The organism is Lacibacter sp. H407 (genome assembly GCF_037892605.1).
Classification (GTDB): domain Bacteria; phylum Bacteroidota; class Bacteroidia; order Chitinophagales; family Chitinophagaceae; genus Lacibacter.
Window position 1 is genome coordinate 3,722,740 of sequence record NZ_JBBKTU010000001.1, and the last position, 22,071, is coordinate 3,744,810.

Consider the following 22,071-nt stretch of genomic DNA (forward strand, 5'->3'; position numbering starts at 1 on the left):
GAATTTCCACAACGTAAATGCCTGCCATATCAGATGGATTGAAATTTAGTGAATAGCCGATGACAGGCTTTTGTTATTTTTATCTGTAAAAAACTGCTGCATGCATAGCCTGTTTATCGATTATGTATATCTGGTCCTGATCATTATAGCGCTGGTGATGCTGGCGAACAAATTGCGTATCGCTTACCCGATCGTTTTGGTTCTGGGTGGATTGGCGCTGAGCTTTGTAACAGCTTTTTCGCATATTACCATCGACCCCGAATTGATCTTTTTCATCTTCCTTCCACCACTTCTATACGAAGCAGCCTGGCAAACATCATGGAAAGAATTCTGGAAATGGCGACGCATCATCATGAGCTTTGCTTTTCCCATTGTTATCATTACTTCCTGTGTAGTTGCATTTGCATCCAACGCCATTATTCCCGGTTTTACATTGGCGCTTGGTTTTTTGTTAGGCGGAATTATTTCGCCACCTGATGCAGTTTCTGCAACAACCATTCTCCGACAGGTAAAAGCACCAAAGCTGTTGGTAAGTATAGCAGAAGGCGAAAGTTTATTGAACGATGCTTCATCACTCATTGTATTTCGGTTTGCGTTGGCGGCCGTCATTACCGGTCAGTTTCATTTGCAGGAAGCAGCCACAAGTTTCGTACTTGTAATTATCATGGGAGCTGTTATTGGTATTGGTATCGGACTTATTTTTTATGCTATTCACCGTTGGTTACCAACCACACCGAGCATCGATATTCTTTTAACATTGGTTACTCCTTACTGCATGTATTATGCAGCAGAATCGTTTCATTTTTCAGGTGTATTGGCGGTGGTATGCGGCGGACTTTTGCTATCAAGCAAACGACAGCAAATGCTCAGCTATCGCAGCAGAATTGAAGGTGTAAATGTTTGGACAAGCATTGTGTTTGTATTGAATGGCTTGATCTTTTTTCTCATTGGCCTTCAACTTCCAACTGTTACAGAACAGCTGGGCGATGTAAGTCTTGGCGCAGCAATTGGATACGGCCTTGCAGTGTCAGCTGTATTGATCGTTGTACGACTTGCTTCCACGTTTGGTGCATCGTTATTTACCCGTTTCATCAGTCGTTTTATCACCGTTGCTGATGCAAATCCCGGATGGAAGGGGCCGCTTATTTTTGGATGGTCGGGCATGCGTGGTGTGGTATCGTTGGCCGCTGCACTTTCAATCCCGTTGTACATCAATCAAGTGCAGCCATTTCCACATCGTAACCTCATCCTCTTTATTACGTTTATCGTTATTCTTGTAACATTGGTTCTGCAAGGACTCACATTGCCCTGGGTAATTCGTAAAGTGAATGTAGGTGAGCGGGAAGGTGAATTGTCGGAAGAAGATCAGGAGAAGATCATTCAAAAGAAAATGGCACATTATTCGTTGTTATACTTAGAAGAAAAACAAGAAGCACACTTGCTGGATAATGAACATTTCAATAATCTGAAAGCAAAATTAAAAACCGAGCTGGATTATTTCAGCCGGGCACTTGATGAAACATATAACGGAAACGATCCCTCGTTAAAAAACTTTCAGGTAGTTTATCTTGATTTGCTGGATGAACAACGAAAGCTGCTGCACAAAATGAATCACAAAGCTGAGTTTGATGAAGACCTGATCAGAAAATATCAATCGTTGATTGACATTGAAGAATTAAAAATGCGTGAAAAACAAATTCCGGAATCGTAAGGATGGGATAAAGCGAAAATAAAAATGGACAAACCGAAACTAATTTCGATCTATCCATTTTATTCGTGCCCAAGACTAGTCCAAGTTCGAACGTTTTGATAGACGACTTGAAACATTTAATCGATTTTGCTGTTAAGCTTCGATAAGACATCTGCATCAGTGGGAAATGGTTCAGCAGTGGTGTTACTTGCTGGGGTTGTAAACAAGCCACTACAAAACCTAAACCAAGCAGTCCGAGCATCAGCCAGCCCTCGACTTACTCCAGCTCTCTATCATCGAACAAAATCACATGCGACTATTTCATTTTATTTTGGTTCCGATAACGGTTTATTCAGCTTCGGCTCAATTAAAAATACCCGAGGTAAGTCCGGCTGCCAGTGTTATTCAGAAAATTGGGTTTACCACTATCGAAGTATACTATGAACGCCTTGCGGCACGGGGCGACCAGAGCAGCAGATTTTTGAAACCCTTGTGCCCTTTGGAAAAGTATGGCGAAAGGGAGCCGGCAATTGCGACTTCGAAGGATATATTATACAGTTAGACAAGCTGATCAAAAAATGAAAAAGGATTCTGCCCTGCTCACAATATTTGCCTTAGTAGGATGACAATTTTGTATATGATAAATGCCTCACTTTTGTCGGCTCGGTGTATTGCCTCCACCGACCCCCGGAGTTAGAAAGCCATGAAACTACACGAATTGACACTTATTCTCAGGTGAATCTCTGTAATGGCTTTCGTGCGCTGGCTGAGGGACTCGCCGTTTTACCCTGCTGCAAATATTTTAATTACCTTTGAAAAAAATTGCTATAAAAAATATTGGATTCGGCAAGTCCTAGGGATATGACAAAAGCTTGGAAGAGACTCACCTGAGAAAAAAATAAATTTCAATTCAAAATGGATTTTTACTCTTGCTTTCCCAACAAGCCGGTTTTTACTAAATTTAATCATGCACACTACATTTCCCCTTTCCTCCCTCTATGACACAGATATTCCTGTGCTGCCACCCGTTGCTTACGAAGAGGGTGAATCAAATGGCACAGAGTTGACAGCTTTATATATGTTTCATCATCCGGGCGAGGTTCATGTTTCCTGCACGTACTCAGCTTGCAGAAACAGGTGCGTGTTCTCTGCCTCAGAATTTGGAGAAGCCATGTTCGACAGACGGAGTAAACAATTTCTTTCTTCAACACGACCTATTGCTCAAGACTACATGGAATTTTTGAAACGCACGTTGCACCAATGGGAAAAGCAATTCAACAACTTTGATCTAAAACGTTAGGTGTTTATTCCCCCGGGAAAGGCATTAGCTGAGCCGAACAACAAAATAATTACACCATAATGTAAATCAGCAAAATCCCTAAAAAATTACACTATAGTATAATTCAATAAGGAATTAGAGCTGCAAGAAGGCTTTTAAATCACATAATCAGCAATTCGCCATGTTTATCCATTTGCTGATTGAAATGCCATTTCCAAAATAGATATGCAGCAATACTGAATAAATACCTGCTGTTTCCAAATACAGTATCAGTAACTATACAGATTATAGTATAGCCCCTTAATCAGCGATTAAAAATGCGCATGTAATAAAAGAGGTATGATAACAGCATAAACGCAAGTAAATAGTATGCAAATAATACTCTATGCTTAGATACTAATACCATAGCAGCCGGAGACTATATCAATTTACCAGCCCTTGATTTATTTACCAGATGCCACTCATCAGGTAATCGTAAACAATGGAAGCTTATTTATATACTTGTAAGCATCATTACTACATACAATAAGTATCAGTAAGATCGTTCCTGAAATAATGTGTTTTGTTATAATTAATGAGGGGCATTATTATTTCAGGTATATGATCCACACTATGTAAATACTCCCGGGTATTTCATTAATTCAGCTTTATGAATTATATTGAGCCCTGTCGCCAATCCTGTTCTTCACCTATGTCGTTACATAGTTTATTAAATGAATCAGAAACCCGGTATAATATAATCGACCCCCTTATTGAAAAGGCTGGGTGGAACCTTGCCGACCGACGTTCTGTAGGTTTCGAAATTCCTGTAGATGGCTATGATGCTGCTCCCATAAATGGTATTACTGATTATTGTTTATTTCGTGATAATGGCGAAGTGCTGGCAGTAATAGAAGCAAAACGTACCAAACGTGATGCAAGGGTAGGGAAAGAACAGTTATTACAATACATTACAAAAATTGAAGCCAAGCAGTCTTTTCGTCCGTATGGTTTTTTATGTAATGGCGATGATATCTGGTTTTGGGACTCTGTACATTACCCTGATCGTCCTGTAGCAGGATTTTTCCATAAAGAAGACCTCGAACGTTTATTATTTCTGCAGCAAAACCGTCAGGAGCTTTCCAGTATAAAAATCAAGGACACAATTGTTAATCGTTCGTATCAAATAGAAGCCATACGACGTATAGGCGAACACATCGAATTACGTAAGAAACGCAAGGCATTATTAGTAATGGCTACGGGTACTGGAAAAACACGTACTGTAATGGCTTTGATTGATGTGTTTCTGAAGGCCCGTCATGCACAGAAAGTATTATTTCTTGCAGATCGTGATAGTCTGGTTGATCAGGCACTCACAAAAGGCTTTAAAGAACATATACCTGCTGAAAGCAGGGAACGTATACGAACCTATTTATTAGACGATCCGAAAGAAGCTACTAAAATACGTGGCGCAAGAGTACTAGTATCCACTTTACAAACACTTGAATTATGTTATGAGCAGTTTTCACCTGCTGCATTTGATTTAATAATAACAGATGAGTGTCACAGGTCGATTTATAATAAATTCAGTGATATACTCGCTTATTTCGATGCAGTACAAATAGGCCTTACTGCAACACCTGCCCATTTCATTGATCGCAATACATTTAAATTCTTTGAAACAGATGGTGCAGCGCCTACGTTTTTATATAAATACGACGATGCTGTAAAAGAAGGGTACCTGGCCGATTATAATGTATATGCAGCACAAACACGATTTCAGCGAAATGGTATAAAGGGTCTTGATTTATCGGAAGAAGATCAGCAGACGTTACGTGAACGAGGCATCGATCCTGAAAACATCGATTATGAAGGGACCGACCTTGAAAAGAAAGTAACGAATAAGGATACACTGAAACGGCAATGGGCCGAATATATGGACATGTGCTATAAGGATGCAGGAGGGCAATTACCTGCAAAAACCATTGTATTTGCCATTACCCATAAACATGCATTGAGGCTTGAAGAAGCCTTTAATGAAATGTATCCTGAACATAAGGGTCTGCTGGCACGTGTCATCACTTCTCAAACAGAACGTAATAAAGACTTATTAAAGCAATTTGAAACAGAATCAGTACCACGTATTGCTATATCGGTAGACATGCTTGATACAGGTATTGATGTACCGGAAGTAATGAATCTTGCTTTTATGAAACCGATAGGCAGCCAGATAAAGTTCTGGCAAATGATAGGCCGGGGTACTCGTAGTGATGAAGCATGTAAAAACAAACAATGGATACCCGGTTATAAGAAAGAGAATTTTCTGATTATTGATTACTGGCAAAACTTCGAGCATTTCAATATGATGCCGAAAGATGAACAGGAGGGTGCACAACAAATACCTATACTGGTAACCATCTTTAATACACGATTATCGAAACTGGAATTAGTAATCGGTAATCAGCAAAGTGTAGATGCAAAACGTGTAATTGCTGATTTACGTGCTGATATTGCCAAACTGCCATTAGATTCTTTTACAGTAAAACAGCAACTCAAAGACATACGGGATGTATTTGAAGAAGAGTGGTGGCAATACCTGAATATTCCGAAAATCGAATTTCTGCGTATGAAGGTGGGGCCATTATTACGTTTTGCAAGTGCAGGTAATTTGGCAGAGGCTTTCTTTATTTCCAAGATGGAACGCATCAGTTATTCATTACTTCAACAGAAAGACGTGGAAGCTGCTGCAGCCAACATAAAGGCGGAAGTAGATCTGTTACCACGTAACCTGCCACAAATAGCACCACATGCCGGTTTAATTAACGATATGCTTGGTGTTACATGGTGGGAACATATAACGACTGCACAAATTGACGAAGCCCGTAAAACCTTAGCTCCTTTAATGAAATACAAACGGGAGCAACCACCCATGGTTATTGAACTGGGGCTGGATGATGTAATTGAAAGCCGTAAATGGGTGATTGTAAACAAGGGCGGACAAAAGCTGATGGTGGAAGAGTACAAGAAGAAAATTGAAGAACGCATCCAGCAACTGTCGGCAGAACACCCTACCATCCAAAAACTGTTACGCAACGAAGCCGTTACCATTAACGATTTACTGGAACTTGAACATACACTTGAAACCGAACTACGGAGTGATGAACTGACGTTGACCGAAGACAATATGCTGAAAGCATTTGGTGTGCGGGTAGGTGCCTTAACCGATTTTCTCAAATACATATTGAAGCTGGAGCATTTGCCGGAGTTTGCCGATGTAGTACGTAAAGCTTTTGATGCCTTTATACTGGAACACCGGTACAATGCAGACCAAACCCGTTTCCTGCGTACCGTGCAAACCGTGTATGTACAGAAGCGCCGTATTGAAGTAGGCGATTTGTATGAAGCACCGTTTACCAATTTTGGATTAAATGCGGTGGAGAAACTATTTAGTGAGGATGAAGTGGAAGAGATATTGGAACTAACGAAAAGATTAATTGCATAAATATATTTTATGGCGTTCAAAATTTTTTATTCTTGGCAAAGTAAAACCCAAGTAAAGTATAATAAGTATTTTATCGAAGAGTGTCTCAAGGAAGCTATTAAACAATTAAAAAGGGAAATGAAGGACGATAGTCCAGACTTTTATATTGATCGTGATACAAAAGATGTGCCTGGGCTTCCGAATATTCCTACTACAATTGAAGAGAAGCTGCTTTTTTGTGACATTTTTGTAGGAGATATTTCGTACGTCGCATACATTGATACAGATGAGGAAAATGCAAAAAGAACTTTAAAAGAGAAGCTCTTGGGTAAAAACAAATGGGTCCAAGAGGGGGTTTATTCAACAAATGTTGCGGAGGAACTAGGAATTGCAAAGGGAGCTGTAAAAGGGTCAGAGCGAGTAGTAACAATAATGAATACATTTTATGGATCACCTAACCAATTAAATTTCGATATAAAACAAAGTAGATTCCCAATTGAGTATGAGTATAGTGACTCTACTTCGAACGAACAACGTCTTCTCGAACGAAAAAAATTAGTAACAGGTTTAAAAGAACGTATTAAGTTGATTCTTCAAACAGAACTCGAACGTCAAAAACCTCAGTTCGAACCTTTCTATAATTGGATAATATGGGAAAAGGTATTGAAACGTGATTTTCCTTTTGAAATTACCGACTATATAAAAGATGTTTTTTCGCAAATAAGAACCTTAAACATCGCCAAAACTGTTTATAGAATTTGTGGGCTGTCTGGAATAGGTAAGACTAGGTTGCTATTTGAATGCTTTAAACATAATGGCGAAAATATTCCTGAAGAAATAACTAATAAAATTTTATATGTTGACTTAAAAGAAGATGATGATAAAAATATATTAAAGGCCGTCAAAAAATTGGTTCAAAATAACGAGAATAGGATATTAATTATTGATAATTGTCCAAAGCAATTACATTCAGATCTTGTTCCAATAATTACAAACGTAAATAGCAAATTAAGTCTAATTACAGTTAGTATTAACCCAGATGAAAGAGTTGAAGAAGTTGATACTGACGGTATAACCAAAATGCTAATTATCGATAATCAGCAATGTAAAGAAACTGTTACAAAAATTCTAGCAAATAATTTCTCAGAGCTTGATGATGCCGAAAAAGATTTATTGGTTGATTTTTCAAGTGGCATTTCTTTTTTTGCGACATTAATGGCTAATAATCCGAATAGAGGAAAATCTCAGCCTGGCTCTTTAGGCAGGCGAGACATGGTTGAAAGAATTCTTGGAGAACTCATATTAGATAACGACAGTAAAGCAGTGATTTATACATGTTGTCTTTTCTCAAAAATTGGATTTAATGATGAGTTATCTTATCAAGCTGATAATCTAGCCGAATTTGAGGATTTATGTGCCTTTAAAGTTCAAGCAACTGATCCGGCAGAATCGTCAGAGCTAAAACGAAACAAATTTAGAGAGATTTGTAAAATCCTTATTGAGAAGCAGCTGCTAGAACGAAAAGGCAGGACTTATGCTTTTCGGCCATCACCTTTAGCTATTCGAATGGCAGAAGAATGGTGGAAACAATGTACCCTCACCAAGTTTCAAAGAATTATCGGGTTTTTAAAAGCTAATAATCTCGTTGAAAGCTTTTGTGAGCAATTTCAATACTTAAGACATGTAGAAAATGCTCAAATTATAGTAAAAGATTTGTGCGATGGGGTTTTCAGTTCAGCGGAAGTTTTAAATAGTAATGTGGGTTCACGCCTCTTCCGCTCATTCGTATATGTGAACCCAACTGCTTGTTCAAAAGCTTTGGTTAAAGCTTTTTTAAACCTTTCAAAATTACAAATCGAGGAGCTTCGAGAAGGCCGACGAAATTTAGTATGGGCACTTGAAAAGCTTTGTTTTAGAGAAGAAACATTTGATGAAGCTGTTAAAGTAATGGCTGCTTTCTCGGTGGGGGAGAACGAAAATATTGGTAACAATGCAACAAATCAGTTCCTTCAACTATTTCACATTTTTCTTCCTGGCACCACCACAAACCTAGAAAGACGTTGGAGGATTGTGGAATATTGTTTGGCTAAAGATGAAAATTATGTCATGCTGGGAATTCGAATTCTAAACAGCAGCTTGGCTGTCGGTAACTTCCAAAGAATGGGCGGAGCGGAAGATCAAGGAGATCCTATACCATTGGTCGACTATAATCCAAGTGGAACAGAAATTTTCGAGTACTGGAAAAAGGCAATTGATAAACTAAGCGAATTTGCATTCAATAAGGGTCAATATTCAGAAAAGGCAATTGACATTTTATTGGAAAATTTTTACGGACTTAGTTCTCAAGGAGCTGGTCAAATAATAGTACCTGTAATAGAAAGGATCATAAATGAAGATCTTATCGATAAAATGGAAGCACGTAAAAAAGTCCAATTTGTTTTGAATTCTAAAAGGATATTCGATACTTCCATTCTTGCCGAGTTACAGCGAATTTTTGAATCGTTAACTCCAATATCATTCTTCGAAAAATTTAGTATTTATGTACAAAGTCCATCTTCAGATGAATATTTCCCGGAGGATAGTGAAGGTGGGCATGAATCTCTCCTTAAAAAAATTGATAACGTAGCAAATGATTTCTATAAAGAGAAAGAATACTGGAATGAACTTTCAGACAATTTGGTAGCTGGGAATATTTATGAGGGATTTAATTTTGGCAAGGCACTATCAAAAATTATTTCCTCAGACTCTGAAAAATTAGATCTTCTAAAACTATTGATATCTAAACTACTTGACATACCAAAGGAATCGAGAAATATTTCTGTAATTATAGGGTTACTGTCAGGAGTTGATGACAAGCAAATACATGTTGAAATATTTAACGAATTTCTTTCAAGTACACAGATAAGAGATCTCTCTTTTGCAATTGCAAGAAGTATTGAACTTCCTTTTGAAGAAATTAATAAGCTTTTAATACAAACAAAAGAGGGAATTTTCCCAACATCACAATTTTCAAGCTTCGAATATGGTTGGGGAATTAAGCATTTGGATTTTCCCAAAGTAGTTTTAATAATTGACACATTAAGGTCAATCGATAACATGGGAAAGGCAGTCTCATTTTTCACTCTTATGAAATGGTCTCATGCCAATCCTGATATATGGGATATCTACAAATTAAAAATAAGGGAGTTAGTACTAGAAGATAGTAAAGATATTTTTGAAACGATGCAGGGCACGATGGATTACTACTATTGGTCAGATCCTATCATTAAACTATTAGATGAAATTGACGATTCTGAATTTGCAGATTTTATTCTGACATTAATAATTGACCAATGCAAAGACTTTGAAGGATTCTATAGTAAAGAGAATAGTTTTTATAGAGTACTCGAAAAGATTCAAGAAAAGTATTTTGATTCATTTTGGCAGCATGTTTCAGATTTATACAATAATGTTAGCGAGTTTGGACTAGCCGCTTTCCATTTCAAATCCTTATTAGGATCAAGACAAGATGCCTATGCTAACTCGGAAGGCTTGCTTTTCAAAGGTGATAAGCAAAAATTTGAAATCGTCTTTGAATGGTGTAAAGGAAAAAATCTATCAGTAGTGTCAAGAATTGCTGAATTGTTACCAATATACCTTGCTAACGGCGATGGAAGTTTTGATTGGCATCCTTATGCAAGAAAATTTATTGATCAATTTGGTGAAAGCAAAGAGGTACTTGGATACATAAGTGCTAAAATTGGTACTTACTCTTGGATTGGAAGTATAGTTCCCAAACTTGAAAGAGACCTTATGTTATTCAAAAGACTTGTTGATCATCCTTTGGAAAACGTTCGAATCTGGGCTGATCTTCATGTACAAGATCTTGAAAAGAAAATTAAAGCTGAAAGCGATCGTGATGCAGACGAAATTTGGATATAGTTTGCTAAAGGAATTTTCTGCTGCACAAGTGTGCGACGCAACAAACGCCCATAAGAATTACATTTGCTCGCTACCAAAATCAACCAACAGTCCATGCTCACCGATAACAAACTCAAATCACAAATAGATGCCCTCTGGAATCGTTTCTGGAGCGGGGGGATCACCAATCCGTTAACAGCCATTGAGCAAATGAGCTATCTCATTTTTCTAAAGCGGCTCGAAGACCTGGAGAATGCACGCTCACGTAAAGCAGCACGCAAAAAAGAAGACTATACCAGTGTATACGAACGCTACATGCAGTGGCGGCGTAAAGAAGAAGGCGTTGGCAACCTGCCCACCGAATTAAAAAACGATAAGCAAGGCGACAAACTCAAATGGAGTTACTGGAGCCAGCTGCCCGGCGAAGAAATGCTGGGCTTTGTTCGGGATCATGTATTTCATTTTCTGCGCAACATGGGCAACGATGGCAGCAGCTTTACCCAATACATGAAAGATGCCGTATGTATTATACCCAAAGCATCGCTGTTGCAGGAAGCGGTAAAAATTATTGAAGACCTTCACATCAGCGAACAGAATGCCGATGTACAGGGCGATATGTATGAGTACCTGCTCAACCAGCTCAGCAGCAGTGGTAAAAACGGACAGTTCCGCACACCACGCCACATCATCCGTATGATTACACGTATGGTTGATCCAAAAATCGGTCAACGCATTTGCGATCCTGCAGCAGGTAGTGCCGGTTTCCTGGTAAGTGCATACGAACATATACTGGAACAAAACACCAGCAAGGATATTCTTACCTACGATGAGGAAGACAAAGCACATAATCTTATTGGCGATCAGATAACCGATGCCAAAGCACACAAGTTTTTAAAAAGTAAAGCCATTACCGGTTTTGATAACGATAGTACCATGGTGCGTATTGGTGCCATGAACCTGATGCTGCACGGTATTGATGATCCGCATTTTATTTACAGCGATGCACTCAGCAAAAGTTTTGAAGAACGGAATTTGTACGATGTAGTGCTGGCCAATCCACCGTTTAAAGGAAGCATTGATGAAAGCGATATCAATGCACGTTTTAAAACCAAGACCAAGAAAACGGAGTTGCTGTTTATGGAACTCATTTACGATTTGCTGGTGATGGGTGGCCGTGCCGGTGTAATTGTGCCCGATGGTGTATTGTTTGGAACCAGCAATGCACATGTAGCGGTGCGTCAGTTGTTGGTTGATCATTGCCAGTTGCAGGGCATTGTAAGTATGCCCAGCGGTGTGTTTAAACCCTATGCCGGAGTAAGCACTGCCATCTTGCTGTTTACCAAAGGCGGTGTTACCAATAAGGTTTGGTTTTACGATATGCAGGCCGATGGTTTTAGTCTTGATGATAAACGACAGAAGATTGCTGCTGATGATACCAAAGAAATTATTGCAGAGTATCACAAATGGCAAAGCAAACCTGCTGCCTACAAACCAACCAGTAAGAAAGTGATATTGGTTGATGTGGAAGATATTAAAAAGAACAAATACGATCTCAGCATCAGCCGTTACAAACCGGTGGAGTACACGGCTGTGCAGTACGAACAACCCGATGTAATATTAGACAAGCTGATGATGATGGAAGAAGAGATCGGGTATATTGTTAAGTCGTTGAAAAACAGCGTAAATCAAAAAAATATTAGGTGAAAACTATCATTTTTTGATAAAACTATCTAAAATGTATACATTTAATTAACCTATAGCTTAATTTCGTGCCAAGACTAGCCTATATATTACAATCATCTGAAAACCAGAAACGTCATGTTTGCATTGATGCCACTAATGAATCAACCATACTCCAATTCTTACAAGAAGACCCTGCACGGCTTAAAAAATTCCAGCAGATTGTTACAATTATCCTCGAAAACATTCGTAATACAGAGCTTTACGATAAAGAAGAAATAGATCGTGCTACAAAGGGAGTTACGGCGATGAAACTTTTTAAAGGGGGACAAAACATCCGTCTTTATTGTAAAGAACAGTCGAACGAATCAGGAACCTTTTACGTAATTGTTGCAGAATTATTGCGAAAGAAGAAAGATCAGAAAGTAAAAGGGAAAACAAAAACATTAATTCAAAAAGTTGCCGGTTATGAATACCAAATTAAAGAGCGACCAACCAATGGCTAATGCATGGAAGGATTTGTTTTCTTTTAAATCGGAGAAAGAAAAATATGAACATGATGCTCAAATTCTCATGTTTAAATTTTTAAGTGAAGTTGAACAATACCAAGAGGCACAGGGTATAAACCGTAAAAGCCTAGCGCAGAAAATTAAAACTTCGGCAAGCTATCTTACTCAATTGTGGCGGGGAAATAAGCCCCTCAACTTTGTAACTCTTGTTAAAATGCAGGATGCTTTAAAATTAAAATTTATAATAAAAGCTGTTCCTGTAAATGAAGAGGTGCGTATAGAGGATGAAGAATTCTTTCGTGATCGAATTAAAAAATATCATTCAGAAAAAGGCTATTGGACTTTTTGTAACCCAGCAATACATGTTGATCGGGATATTTATAAAGATAAATTTGACTTTGATATAGCAAAAGCACAAAATATTAACTATGAAAGTGAAGCCATCCCCGCTTGAGTTGGTTGATTTCTTTGTTGTAAATTATCAATTTGAATTTGTTCATCCAAAAGAAGACGTCGAAATAAGGACTGTATTTGATGCCTATCCTGTGGAGATAGATTTTGGTATGCGTTTGCTGGAAGATGGTTTGCACCAGGTTGCAATGAAAACAGTAATTAACCGAAATGAAGAACAAATGGCTGGTTATGCAATTTCATGCGAGGCTGTTGGTATTTTTAAAATTCAGAATGTTGAAAGTGAAGAAGAAAAGCAAAATCTTCTGGTTCGTTCGGCTTTGGCCATGCTTCTGAATTTTGTACGCACATATATCTCAACCGTTACTTCACATTATCCAATGGGTAAATATTGGTTGCCAAGTATTGACGTTGTAGATTTAATTAAACAACGTAATGAACAAGCAAAGAAGTAATCAACTTTTTTCCCGAAATGTTTAGACAAAAAAAGAAGTATCGTGTATCGGAATTGTTTGATGTTGTATCCGGATCAACACCTTCAACTTCCAAAGCGGAATACTGGAGCTCTGATGATTTGGGAATTAAGTGGATCACTCCAAAAGATTTAAGTCGATTAGGAACTGCGTACATCAACAAAACAGAACGGAAAATTTCTGTGAAAGGATTGCAAAGTTGTTCTGCTCATAAAATTCCTGCTCAAAGTATAATCATCTCAAGCCGAGCACCTATTGGATATGTTGCAATATTGAATGATGAAATGGCTTGTAACCAAGGATGCAAGGCTTTAATTCCCAAAAATGCAAAAGAAATTGATCCGCTTTATTTTTATTATCTACTGTTAACAAGCGAAAAAGAGTTGAATAATTTAGGTAGTGGTTCAACATTTAAAGAATTGTCTAAAACGAAGCTTGAGGAATTTGTAATAGCAGTTCATGATATTAAAGATCAGAAGGACATAAGCCAAATATTAGAACAAGCCGACAAAGCCCGTCAGCAACGCAAAGAAGCCAATGCACTTACCGATCAATTTTTGCAAAGCAGTTTTCTTTCGCTCTTTGGTGATCCGGTGAAGAATGAGAAGGGGTGGGGAGTGAAAAGATTAGATGACGTTTGCGATTTTGAGAATGGTGACAGGTCTTCAAATTACCCCAGTGGAAACGAAGTGGTAAGAAGTGGAGTTCTCTTTATTAATTCTGCGAATATAAATGACTTCAGATTTGTTCCCGAGAATCCAAATTTTATTACGGAAGAAAAGTATGCTTCCTTGAGAAGCGGTAGGTGCCAAAGGGGGGATATAATTTTTACACTACGAGGAAACGGCCTTGGCAAGTGTTGTGTTTTTGATGGGATTTATGATGAAGGATTTATAAATGCTCAATTAGTGATTTTAAAATCGTTTAGAAATATTAATAGCTATTTTTTGATTGGACAATTAAAAGAGCCTAGAATGTTCGAGCAAATTTGGAAACTAGGATCTGGTTCTGCGCAACCACAACTATCAGCATCACAATTAAAAAGTTTAAACATAATAGTTCCACCTCTTTCCCTTCAGCAACAATTTGCCGCTATTGTAGCGCAGGCAGAAACCTTGCGTAAAAAGCAGCAGGAAAATGAACAGGAGTTGGAGCAGTTGTTTCAGGCATTATTGCAGAAGTATTTCGGGTAGTTTTGATTATTCTTTCAACAGCAATTACTCGTTTTCCATTTTCCTGACTTTTTATTTTACGTTTAGATCGCAGTTATTGAATTGATTGAAAGGAAGCATCAATATGATTTTTCTAACTGGTTGTCTACTACTGTTAGAGATAAAAACAGGAGCGACTATTCCACTGTTATGCAAAAAACTATAAACGTACTGCATTTACTGAAGCACCGCTATCAATGGTGAATTCGGCACCCGAAATAAATGAAGCATCATCTGATGACAGATAAGATATAAGCTTTGCAATTTCTTCAGGTTTAGCAAAGCGATTAAAAGGCATAAATTTCTCTTTCAGAAAATTATGCACTTCTTCAGTCCCCAGTTCACCCCGGTAAATCATAGCTGTTTCTGTCATCGCCGGAGCAACTGTATTTACTCTTATTTTTCTACCAGCCAACTCAACCGATGCCGATTTGCTATAGGCAGTTAACGCTGCTTTGCTTGCTGCGTAAATGCTGGTTCCAGCAGCGTAGGTAAAAGCACTCACGGAGGTTACATGAATGATAGAGGCTCCGTCATTTAAAATGGGTATAAATTTTTCGGTTGTAAAAACCGCACCTTTAAAATTTATATCTGAAAGCTGATCGAATACCTCTTCGGTAAGATGTCCTACGGGTTCCTGAAATGAAACACCGGCATTCACCAACAATACGTCAACCTTTCCGTACAGGGATTTTACCTGTGCTACCAAATTTTCTGTGTCGTTGAGATTTACAACATCGGCACGAATACCAATTGCGTTACTACCCAATTTTACTACAGCTTCATCAATAGCTGTCTGACTGCGACCTGTAATTACTACTTTGGCGCCTTGGGCAATAAATTCTTTTGCAGCAGCAAAGCCGATTCCTGCGCTTCCACCAGTAACTACTGCTATTTTTTCTTTTAATTGATTCATTTCTTAATTTTTATTTTACGAATACATTAATGTTTTTGAATTGTTTTTTTATGAAAACCGTTAAATATGATTCATGTTATTCACGTACAACATCTATCATAAAAGCTCTGATTTTTTCAATGATTTGATCCCCTTCTTCTTCCAAAGCAAAATGCCCTGTATCGTAAATGTTATAGTCAACATTCTTTACATCTTTTTTAAATGCTTCAGCGCCACTTTCGGGAAAGTATTCATCATTTTTCCCCCAAACAACCAGCAATGGTGGCTGATTATCTCTAAGGTATTGTTGCCATTCCGGATATAGTTTTAAATTGCTTTGGTAGTCGTACCACAAGTCCAAATTCACCTTATGAGCGTTCGGACGGCTCATTCTCAGGTAATCTAAATGCCAGGTATCAGGATTTACGTTTTCAGGATCTCTGGTTCCGTGGGTATACTGCCATTTTAAACCTTCCAATGTAAAAGCAGGCAATAAAGCCTTTTCGGTATGCTCATTTCTGTCAGCCCAAAAATCCTTTATCCCTTGCCAAGCCTCACCGATACCTTCCTCATAAGCATTACCGTTTTGGGTTATTATTGCAGTTACTCTTTCCGGATTTGCAGTTGCTATTCTAAATCCAACAGGGGCACCATAATCCTGCATCATGATAGCATAAGAATGAATGCCTTTTAGTTCTAAAAATGTATTCATCGTTAACGCAATACTCTCAAATGTGTATTCGTAAGCTTCGGGTGATGGAAAGTCACTGTTTCCGAATCCAGGGTAATCGGGTGCTATTAAATGGAATTCATCTGAAAGTTGACTCAATACTTTTCTGTATTGGTGGGAAGAAGAAGGATAACCGTGCAATAATACTATTGTTGGTTGTTTTGTGTTACCAGCTTCACGATATGCAATGCTTACTCCATTTACATCTAATGTTTTGTATTTGATTTGTTGCATGTTACTTTCTTTTTCAATTACTGTTTGCTATTCTGTATTTGAATTTTCTTGATTCATCGTATTTTCTACTCGCTTCTTCAAGCTTTCGTTCATTAATTCAAAGCCTTTCTTCGTATTGTTTTCAAGTTGTTTTTTGAATAGGCCTACCAGTATTCCTTTAAACGTTTCGCTATGATGAAAGATAGTTTTACCCTTTCCGTTATCAATGAGTTCAAACTTATGTTCTCCGTCAAATACACCCTTCAATAATAATCTTCCTATCCAACGAAATTCGATGTTGTGTTTAAACGCTAATACGGTTGGTTTGAATGTCATTTTCTTGCCTTGTGGCGGTACAATGCTTACGGTGATTTGACTACCAACCTTCGGTTCGCCTATGATGCTTTTAATAAAAGGATTCCAATTGGAATAGTTTTCAAAGTCGGTTAACACTGCCCAAACTTTATCAGGTGTGGCATTGATTGTGATTTGTGTTTTTATTTCCATAACAACTCGTTTTTTCTTTCATTAGTTATTAATACTAAAGGTGTGACCATCGGACTATATGGCTCCTTCGTTTTTAGGATAGGTGATGTGGCGGTTTCTTAGTATTTGGGTTCATAGTATTCCAGACTTTGAACCTTGCACAAATTGCTCATAGCAGCACTTCAGCCTTCATATTGCCAAACCGATGATATGTGCAGAATTTATAACTATTTAGAAATTTTCTTCAATCAATTCTGTGTTTACCATTCCTCCTGCTATTCCTCCCATCGCTACTGCATAAGACACAGCCCGTAACATGCTTGTATTGTCCCCACAAGCATATATTCCGGGAATCGTTGTTTTTTGGAAAGGGTCAATTTTAATATAGTGCTGTTCAGTGATTTCACAATTTAATTGTTGTGGAATATTGCAATGTTGTTCAAAAGAAGGTCTGGAATACAAAGCTTTCAGATTTTGAGTTTTCCCATTTTTGAAAACAATACTTTCTAAATATCCTTTGTAATGGTTGAAGTAGTCAATTTCAGTTTCGTTTATTTTAATATTGTGCTTTGTAAGTTTTTCAATTTGTTCATCTTTCAATGTTGATTTTCCGTTTGTAAAAATTGTCAAATCGTTTGTCCAATTATTGATCAATTTACCTAATTCAAAAGCTAGATCTCCATTTGCAAGTATGCCTGTTTTGTTGTGACTATATTCATAACCGTGACAATAAGGACAGTGTATAACAGAAATTCCCCAACATTCAGAAAATCCATTAATATTTGGCATAATGTCTTTCACACCTGTTGCAAATACTAATTTTTTAGCTTTAAAAATATTGCCATTTTCTGTTTCTATTTCAAATCCATTTTCTGTTTTTCTTCCACTTATTGCAAGTCCGTTGAAGAACTTGATTGTTTTATATTGTACAACTTCTTGTTTGGCAATAGTTGAAATTTCCTTCGGTGTTTTTCCGTCTTGTGTTAAAAAGTTATGCGAATGAGGTGTTTGTATGTTGCAAGGTTTTCCGCTGTCTATTATTAAGGTTTTTCTTAAAGATCTACCCAAAGCCATTCCTGCTGAAAGTCCTGCGTAGCTTCCGCCTATTATAATTACATCAAAATCGTTTGCCATTGTATTAGATTTTCCAAATGCTTTTAAGCACATATTCTATACTGTAAGGGCTAGTCCGCCTTGCTTCATGATTTTTTCTGCTAACAATCGTTGCCCATTCTTTTCCAATCCAATTCTTAAAAAGCATTCCCATTGTGATTGATTATTGCGGTTATCATTTCCGGATGCTTCGTTGCGATTCTGAATCCAATAGGGGCTCCAAAATCTTGCATCATAATTGCATAAGAAGTAATATTTTTTGGTTCTAAAAATTCGTTCATAGCATTTAATGTTCTACTTCTATTGCTATTTTACCATAGAAATTATCATCACCGGCTTTTGTTTCCAAAAGGTTATGCGCTTTACCAATATCTGATAAAGGAAAAATTTTGGTAACAACAGGTTTTAGTTTTTTGCTTTCTACGAGTTTCGTCAGTTCATCCAGTTTATTTCTACTTTGTCTGGTAAAAACAAAATGATAGGTTGCATTTTTCCCCCAGGCTGCAACAAGATTTTGTGGCTTCTCAATATCAACTAACGTTACTACTTGTCCTAACTGACTAAGTATTCTTCCGCTATCAGAAAGCGTGTTACCACCGATAGTATCAATGATCACATCTACTCCTTTATTACTGGTTAAGTGATTGATCGCCTGGAAGTAGTCTTCATTTTCGTAGTCAATGACATAATCAGCCCCCAGTTCAAGAAGAAACGGGTGATGCACTTTTCTCGCTGTTGTAAATACTGTTGCTCCCATAGCTTTAGCAATTTGAATCGTGGGTATTCCCACTCCACCTGCACCTCCGTGAATCAATATTGTCTGGTTAATTTTAAGTTGTGCTCTTGTAACAAGCATTTCCCACGCAGTACCTGCAGCTAATGGAAGTGTTGCAGCTTCTAAGTGGGTAATATTTTCAGGCTTTCGGCCGATGATAGATTCGTTGGCACAGTGATATTGTGCATAGCTTCCTTGTCCTTTAAAAATTTCGGGTGAATAGTAAACCTCATCACCGACTTTAAAATTTTTAACTCCGGGGCCGGTTTCTACAATTACACCTGAGATATCATGTCCTGTAATAACAGGTAGAGTTAATTCATTTTTATAATCACCACGACGGACCTGATAATCCAAAGGATTGACGGAAGATGCAAGAACCTTTACAAGAACTTCCTGAAATTTTGGAGTTGGAGTGCCTGTTTCTTCAATTTTGAAACTGTCAAACGACCCGAATTCATATAATACTGCAGCCTTCATAAAAATATATTTAAGGGTTCCGGAACAAAGCTTCCCGCAATAAAGCTGAAGCCTGACTCAACGCTTCCTGAACACCCGGAATATGTGACAAAGGATTCAACATTCCATAGTCGTGAATCATTCCTTTATATACCGTAACAGTGGTTGGTACACCTGCTTCATCCAGTTTGCGGCCATACGCAATTCCTTCATCATACAAGATGTCATTTTCGGCAACCTGAATTAATGCAGGTGGCAATCCTGTTAATTCTTCCAGCGTAGCATTAATTGGGGAAACGTATTTTTGTTTGCGGTCCTCAGGATTAGGGATATACATATCCCACATCCATTTCATTGTTGGCGTAGTGAGGAATCTGCCCTGCGCAAATTTTGTATAAGATGGGCGGCTCATGTTCGCATCAATAAGCGGCCATAACAAGAGTTGAAAAGCCAGCTTAGGTCCTTTTTTTTCTTTTGCCATTAAGGCCACTACAGTGGACATATTACCACCCACGCTGTTACCTGCAACCGCCAATCGAGAGCCATCAACTCCTATAACCTTTCCATTTTCGGCTACCCATTTAGTAGCAGCATAAGCTTGGTTAACAGCCACAGGAAATTGAGCATCGGGAGTAGGGGTGTAATCTGGAAAGACGGCAACCGCACCGCTTTTCACTACCAAATCCCTTACTAAACGTTTATGCGTTGGATAATCACCGAGTACCCAACCGCCACCATGGAAAAACATAAATACCGGGAGGTTGTCTTTTGCTCCTTTTGGTTTCACGATATGAATGGTTATTGTATGACCATCCTGGGTAATGGTTCTTTCTGATTCTTCAATATCACTGTAGTCGTAGGACACTGAATTTTGTGCATTGATAAGAACCTGGCGGGCATCTTTTGGCGATAATTTTTCCAAGGGCGGACCATCTCCACTGTTTAGTGCTTTTAAAAATGCACGGGTATCTTTTGAAATGTTCGGATCTTTTTCTCCGGGGATTGTTTGTGCCATGATCGTTGAATTTAAATTGATTAAAACGAATAGAATTGTTGTTACTGATACGCTGATCTGTTTCATACTATTTTGATAATTGGTTGACAAAAAAGTTATTACTTGGTTATATTCATTTACAGGTCTCTTGTCTTCATCTTTACAGCACATTATTCATTTTTAATTTCAACAACTACTGAATGGTTTTTTTTCAGATTTCTATCCGGAATAAACCAGCATACAGAAACCAAAATGTAAATACAAACGGCTATTATTGGATTTAAAAAACTTAATCCGGTTGCTAACGCATAAAGTATAATTGAGGAAAACACTTTTAATTTGCCAGTATAGCCTGCGTATACGGAAGTAGTTATAGAGCGATTTTTCTGTAAAGCGTACACTAATATTTGCCACGCAATACTTGACATCAAAAGAACGAACCCATACAGAGCTGTTGGTAGTTTTTCAAAATGATTTTCTCCCATATAACCTGTTGCAAATGGCAACAACGACAACCAAAACAAGAGGTGTAAATTGCACCACAAAATCTTTCCATTTACTGAGGTAGAAGCCTGTATTAAATGGTGGTGATTGCTCCAGTATATACCAAGGTATATGAAGCTTAAAATGTATGTTGTAAAAGTTGGTGCCAGCGGTCTTAAACTCTGTAGGTCATTTCCTTCCGGCACCTTAAGTTCCAGCACCATAATTGTAATAATTATGGCAAGTACAGCATCACTAAAAGCTTCTAATCTGTTAGTTGTCATCATTTGTTTCTGTATAACTTAATGCCCCGGATGGGCAAGCATCAATCTGACTCTTTAAAGCTTCTACTGAAGCATTTTCTGATTTAATCCACGGTGTGGATTTTGGATCGTAAACCCTCGGTAACGTTTTTACACATACGCCTGAATGGATGCATTTTTGTGGCTTCCATATTACCGTTAAATTTTCTTTTTGATATTTTTTGATCGTTTCCATTGCGATGTTTAATTTTTCAGGACGTCTTTAATATCTACTTCCTTCTTGAACACAGATGCCGCAAACGGACACAAGGGAATAATTTTTATATTTTTTTCCCTTGCCATTTCAACGATTTTATAGAGCATCTGTTTACCCACACCTTTCCCGTTATATGCCGGCTCAACTTCTGTGTGGTCTATGATAATCAATGCTGCTCGTGCAATAGAATAAGTCATCATCCCCGCACGCTCATTATTTTTCCTTGCCATCGCAAAGCCTTTGGAGCTTTCTTCTTTTAATAGTATTTCCATAATTATCTTTCTTTAAAAATTCAACAGAAAAATTACATTCCGTTCAAAGAAAACAAACAGGGGATAACATCTTCTGAAATAATCGAAATAATCTTTTCTATTTAATGGCGCCGATGTCGGCTCTTTGCCCTTGTGTTGAGAAACTAATATTCTTTTTAATAGATTTTTTTGACTTTCAAACTGTTTTCGTGTTGTGTTCACTCTAAACTTGGTTTGTGCTGTTGCAAAAATAGAATAGTAAAGTAGGGCCGATGTTGCTTGCATCAAAGCATTTACAGCGTGAATCAAAGATTCTTAAATAGAGTGGTTACCCAACGGCAAGTAGTAATCAGTTGGTAACTGGTTTTAGAAATTAAATACAAAGTGAATCGAGACGAAGCAGTCTTTATGCAAAAATTAGGTGTTACCCAAGATGGCAAATGGAGACCTCTTATTACTATTTCATTGGCCTTAAAGCTCCGTATCTATGGGATATTGATGGCGGCTTTGTAGTATTGCTGGTACTATTTGCAAAACTCT

At 37.9% G+C, this 22,071-nt stretch carries 17 protein-coding genes; 8 read left to right on the top strand and 9 right to left on the bottom strand.

Annotation, left to right across the window (positions count from 1 at the left end; all coding sequences use genetic code 11):
* Window positions 1-100 precede the first annotated feature (100 nt).
* From WG989_RS16085 to WG989_RS16120, 8 genes are all read left to right on the top strand, one after another.
* Complete coding sequence (locus WG989_RS16085) at window positions 101-1,711, top strand: Na+/H+ antiporter (RefSeq protein ID WP_340430961.1); 1,611 nt, start codon at window positions 101-103, stop codon at window positions 1,709-1,711.
* 1,907 nt (window positions 1,712-3,618) lie between these two features.
* The gene (locus tag WG989_RS16090) at window positions 3,619-6,450 is read left to right on the top strand and encodes a type I restriction endonuclease subunit R (protein ID WP_340430963.1); all 2,832 of its coding nucleotides are present in this window, start codon (window positions 3,619-3,621) and stop codon (window positions 6,448-6,450) included.
* A gap of 9 nt (window positions 6,451-6,459) precedes the next feature.
* A complete protein-coding gene (locus WG989_RS16095; protein ID WP_340430964.1) occupies window positions 6,460-10,350 on the top strand; it encodes a hypothetical protein in 3,891 nt (1,296 codons plus the stop codon).
* A 93-nt stretch (window positions 10,351-10,443) separates the two neighbouring features.
* Complete coding sequence (locus WG989_RS16100; RefSeq protein ID WP_340430965.1) at window positions 10,444-12,033, top strand: type I restriction-modification system subunit M; 1,590 nt, start codon at window positions 10,444-10,446, stop codon at window positions 12,031-12,033.
* Between the two features lie 65 nt (window positions 12,034-12,098).
* Window positions 12,099-12,515, top strand: a complete 417-nt coding sequence (locus WG989_RS16105) for a hypothetical protein (protein ID WP_340430966.1) — start codon at window positions 12,099-12,101, stop codon at window positions 12,513-12,515.
* Entirely contained in the window at window positions 12,478-12,972 is a 495-nt protein-coding gene (locus tag WG989_RS16110) for a hypothetical protein (protein WP_340430967.1), read from the top strand. Before WG989_RS16105 ends, WG989_RS16110 begins: the two co-directional genes overlap by 38 nt.
* Window positions 12,947-13,384 (top strand): protein-export chaperone SecB, encoded by a 438-nt coding sequence (locus tag WG989_RS16115; protein ID WP_340430968.1) that lies wholly within the window; start codon window positions 12,947-12,949, stop codon window positions 13,382-13,384. Before WG989_RS16110 ends, WG989_RS16115 begins: the two co-directional genes overlap by 26 nt.
* A 17-nt stretch (window positions 13,385-13,401) precedes the next feature.
* Window positions 13,402-14,595: a restriction endonuclease subunit S gene (locus WG989_RS16120; protein WP_340430970.1), complete on the top strand. Its 1,194-nt coding sequence runs from the start codon at window positions 13,402-13,404 to the stop codon at window positions 14,593-14,595.
* A 178-nt stretch (window positions 14,596-14,773) separates the two neighbouring features.
* On the opposite strand, the gene WG989_RS16125 is transcribed toward WG989_RS16120, so the two are convergent.
* The 9 genes from WG989_RS16125 to WG989_RS16165 all read right to left on the bottom strand — a co-directional run bounded on the left by WG989_RS16125 (window position 14,774) and on the right by WG989_RS16165 (window position 21,552).
* Window positions 14,774-15,529: an SDR family NAD(P)-dependent oxidoreductase gene (locus WG989_RS16125; RefSeq protein ID WP_340430971.1), complete on the bottom strand. Its 756-nt coding sequence runs from the start codon at window positions 15,527-15,529 to the stop codon at window positions 14,774-14,776.
* A 76-nt stretch (window positions 15,530-15,605) separates the two neighbouring features.
* Window positions 15,606-16,472, bottom strand: a complete 867-nt coding sequence (locus WG989_RS16130) for an alpha/beta fold hydrolase (protein ID WP_340430973.1) — start codon at window positions 16,470-16,472, stop codon at window positions 15,606-15,608.
* Window positions 16,473-16,499: 27 nt separating this feature from the next.
* Window positions 16,500-16,958 carry an SRPBCC family protein gene (locus WG989_RS16135; RefSeq protein ID WP_340430975.1) on the bottom strand — a complete coding sequence of 153 codons (459 nt, stop codon included), beginning with the start codon at window positions 16,956-16,958 and terminating at the stop codon, window positions 16,500-16,502.
* A 210-nt stretch (window positions 16,959-17,168) separates the two neighbouring features.
* Complete coding sequence (locus WG989_RS16140) at window positions 17,169-18,071, bottom strand: NAD(P)/FAD-dependent oxidoreductase (RefSeq protein WP_340430977.1); 903 nt, start codon at window positions 18,069-18,071, stop codon at window positions 17,169-17,171.
* Window positions 18,072-18,336: 265 nt separating this feature from the next.
* Window positions 18,337-19,305 (bottom strand): zinc-binding dehydrogenase, encoded by a 969-nt coding sequence (locus WG989_RS16145; RefSeq protein WP_340430978.1) that lies wholly within the window; start codon window positions 19,303-19,305, stop codon window positions 18,337-18,339.
* Between the two features lie 10 nt (window positions 19,306-19,315).
* Complete coding sequence (locus tag WG989_RS16150) at window positions 19,316-20,299, bottom strand: alpha/beta hydrolase (protein ID WP_340430980.1); 984 nt, start codon at window positions 20,297-20,299, stop codon at window positions 19,316-19,318.
* A gap of 149 nt (window positions 20,300-20,448) precedes the next feature.
* On the bottom strand, window positions 20,449-21,048 hold the full coding sequence (locus WG989_RS16155; RefSeq protein WP_340430981.1) for a TMEM175 family protein: 600 nt from the start codon (window positions 21,046-21,048) through the stop codon (window positions 20,449-20,451).
* Window positions 21,035-21,259 carry a (4Fe-4S)-binding protein gene (locus tag WG989_RS16160; protein ID WP_340430982.1) on the bottom strand — a complete coding sequence of 75 codons (225 nt, stop codon included), beginning with the start codon at window positions 21,257-21,259 and terminating at the stop codon, window positions 21,035-21,037. Before WG989_RS16160 ends, WG989_RS16155 begins: the two co-directional genes overlap by 14 nt.
* 8 nt (window positions 21,260-21,267) lie before the next feature.
* Window positions 21,268-21,552, bottom strand: coding sequence for a GNAT family N-acetyltransferase (locus WG989_RS16165; RefSeq protein ID WP_340430984.1), 285 nt, complete (start codon window positions 21,550-21,552; stop codon window positions 21,268-21,270).
* Window positions 21,553-22,071: the final 519 nt, after the last annotated feature.

Coding starts and splice junctions, on each gene's coding strand:
- WG989_RS16085 (WP_340430961.1), top strand. CDS start 101: ATGCATAGCCTGTTTATCGATTATGTATATCTGGTCCTGATCATTATA.
- WG989_RS16090 (WP_340430963.1), top strand. CDS start 3,619: ATGAATTATATTGAGCCCTGTCGCCAATCCTGTTCTTCACCTATGTCG.
- WG989_RS16095 (WP_340430964.1), top strand. CDS start 6,460: ATGGCGTTCAAAATTTTTTATTCTTGGCAAAGTAAAACCCAAGTAAAG.
- WG989_RS16100 (WP_340430965.1), top strand. CDS start 10,444: ATGCTCACCGATAACAAACTCAAATCACAAATAGATGCCCTCTGGAAT.
- WG989_RS16110 (WP_340430967.1), top strand. CDS start 12,478: ATGAATACCAAATTAAAGAGCGACCAACCAATGGCTAATGCATGGAAG.
- WG989_RS16115 (WP_340430968.1), top strand. CDS start 12,947: ATGAAAGTGAAGCCATCCCCGCTTGAGTTGGTTGATTTCTTTGTTGTA.
- WG989_RS16120 (WP_340430970.1), top strand. CDS start 13,402: ATGTTTAGACAAAAAAAGAAGTATCGTGTATCGGAATTGTTTGATGTT.
- WG989_RS16125 (WP_340430971.1), bottom strand. CDS start 15,529: ATGAATCAATTAAAAGAAAAAATAGCAGTAGTTACTGGTGGAAGCGCA.
- WG989_RS16130 (WP_340430973.1), bottom strand. CDS start 16,472: ATGCAACAAATCAAATACAAAACATTAGATGTAAATGGAGTAAGCATT.
- WG989_RS16135 (WP_340430975.1), bottom strand. CDS start 16,958: ATGGAAATAAAAACACAAATCACAATCAATGCCACACCTGATAAAGTT.
- WG989_RS16140 (WP_340430977.1), bottom strand. CDS start 18,071: ATGGCAAACGATTTTGATGTAATTATAATAGGCGGAAGCTACGCAGGA.
- WG989_RS16145 (WP_340430978.1), bottom strand. CDS start 19,305: ATGAAGGCTGCAGTATTATATGAATTCGGGTCGTTTGACAGTTTCAAA.
- WG989_RS16150 (WP_340430980.1), bottom strand. CDS start 20,299: ATGGCACAAACAATCCCCGGAGAAAAAGATCCGAACATTTCAAAAGAT.
- WG989_RS16155 (WP_340430981.1), bottom strand. CDS start 21,048: ATGATGACAACTAACAGATTAGAAGCTTTTAGTGATGCTGTACTTGCC.
- WG989_RS16160 (WP_340430982.1), bottom strand. CDS start 21,259: ATGGAAACGATCAAAAAATATCAAAAAGAAAATTTAACGGTAATATGG.
- WG989_RS16165 (WP_340430984.1), bottom strand. CDS start 21,552: ATGGAAATACTATTAAAAGAAGAAAGCTCCAAAGGCTTTGCGATGGCA.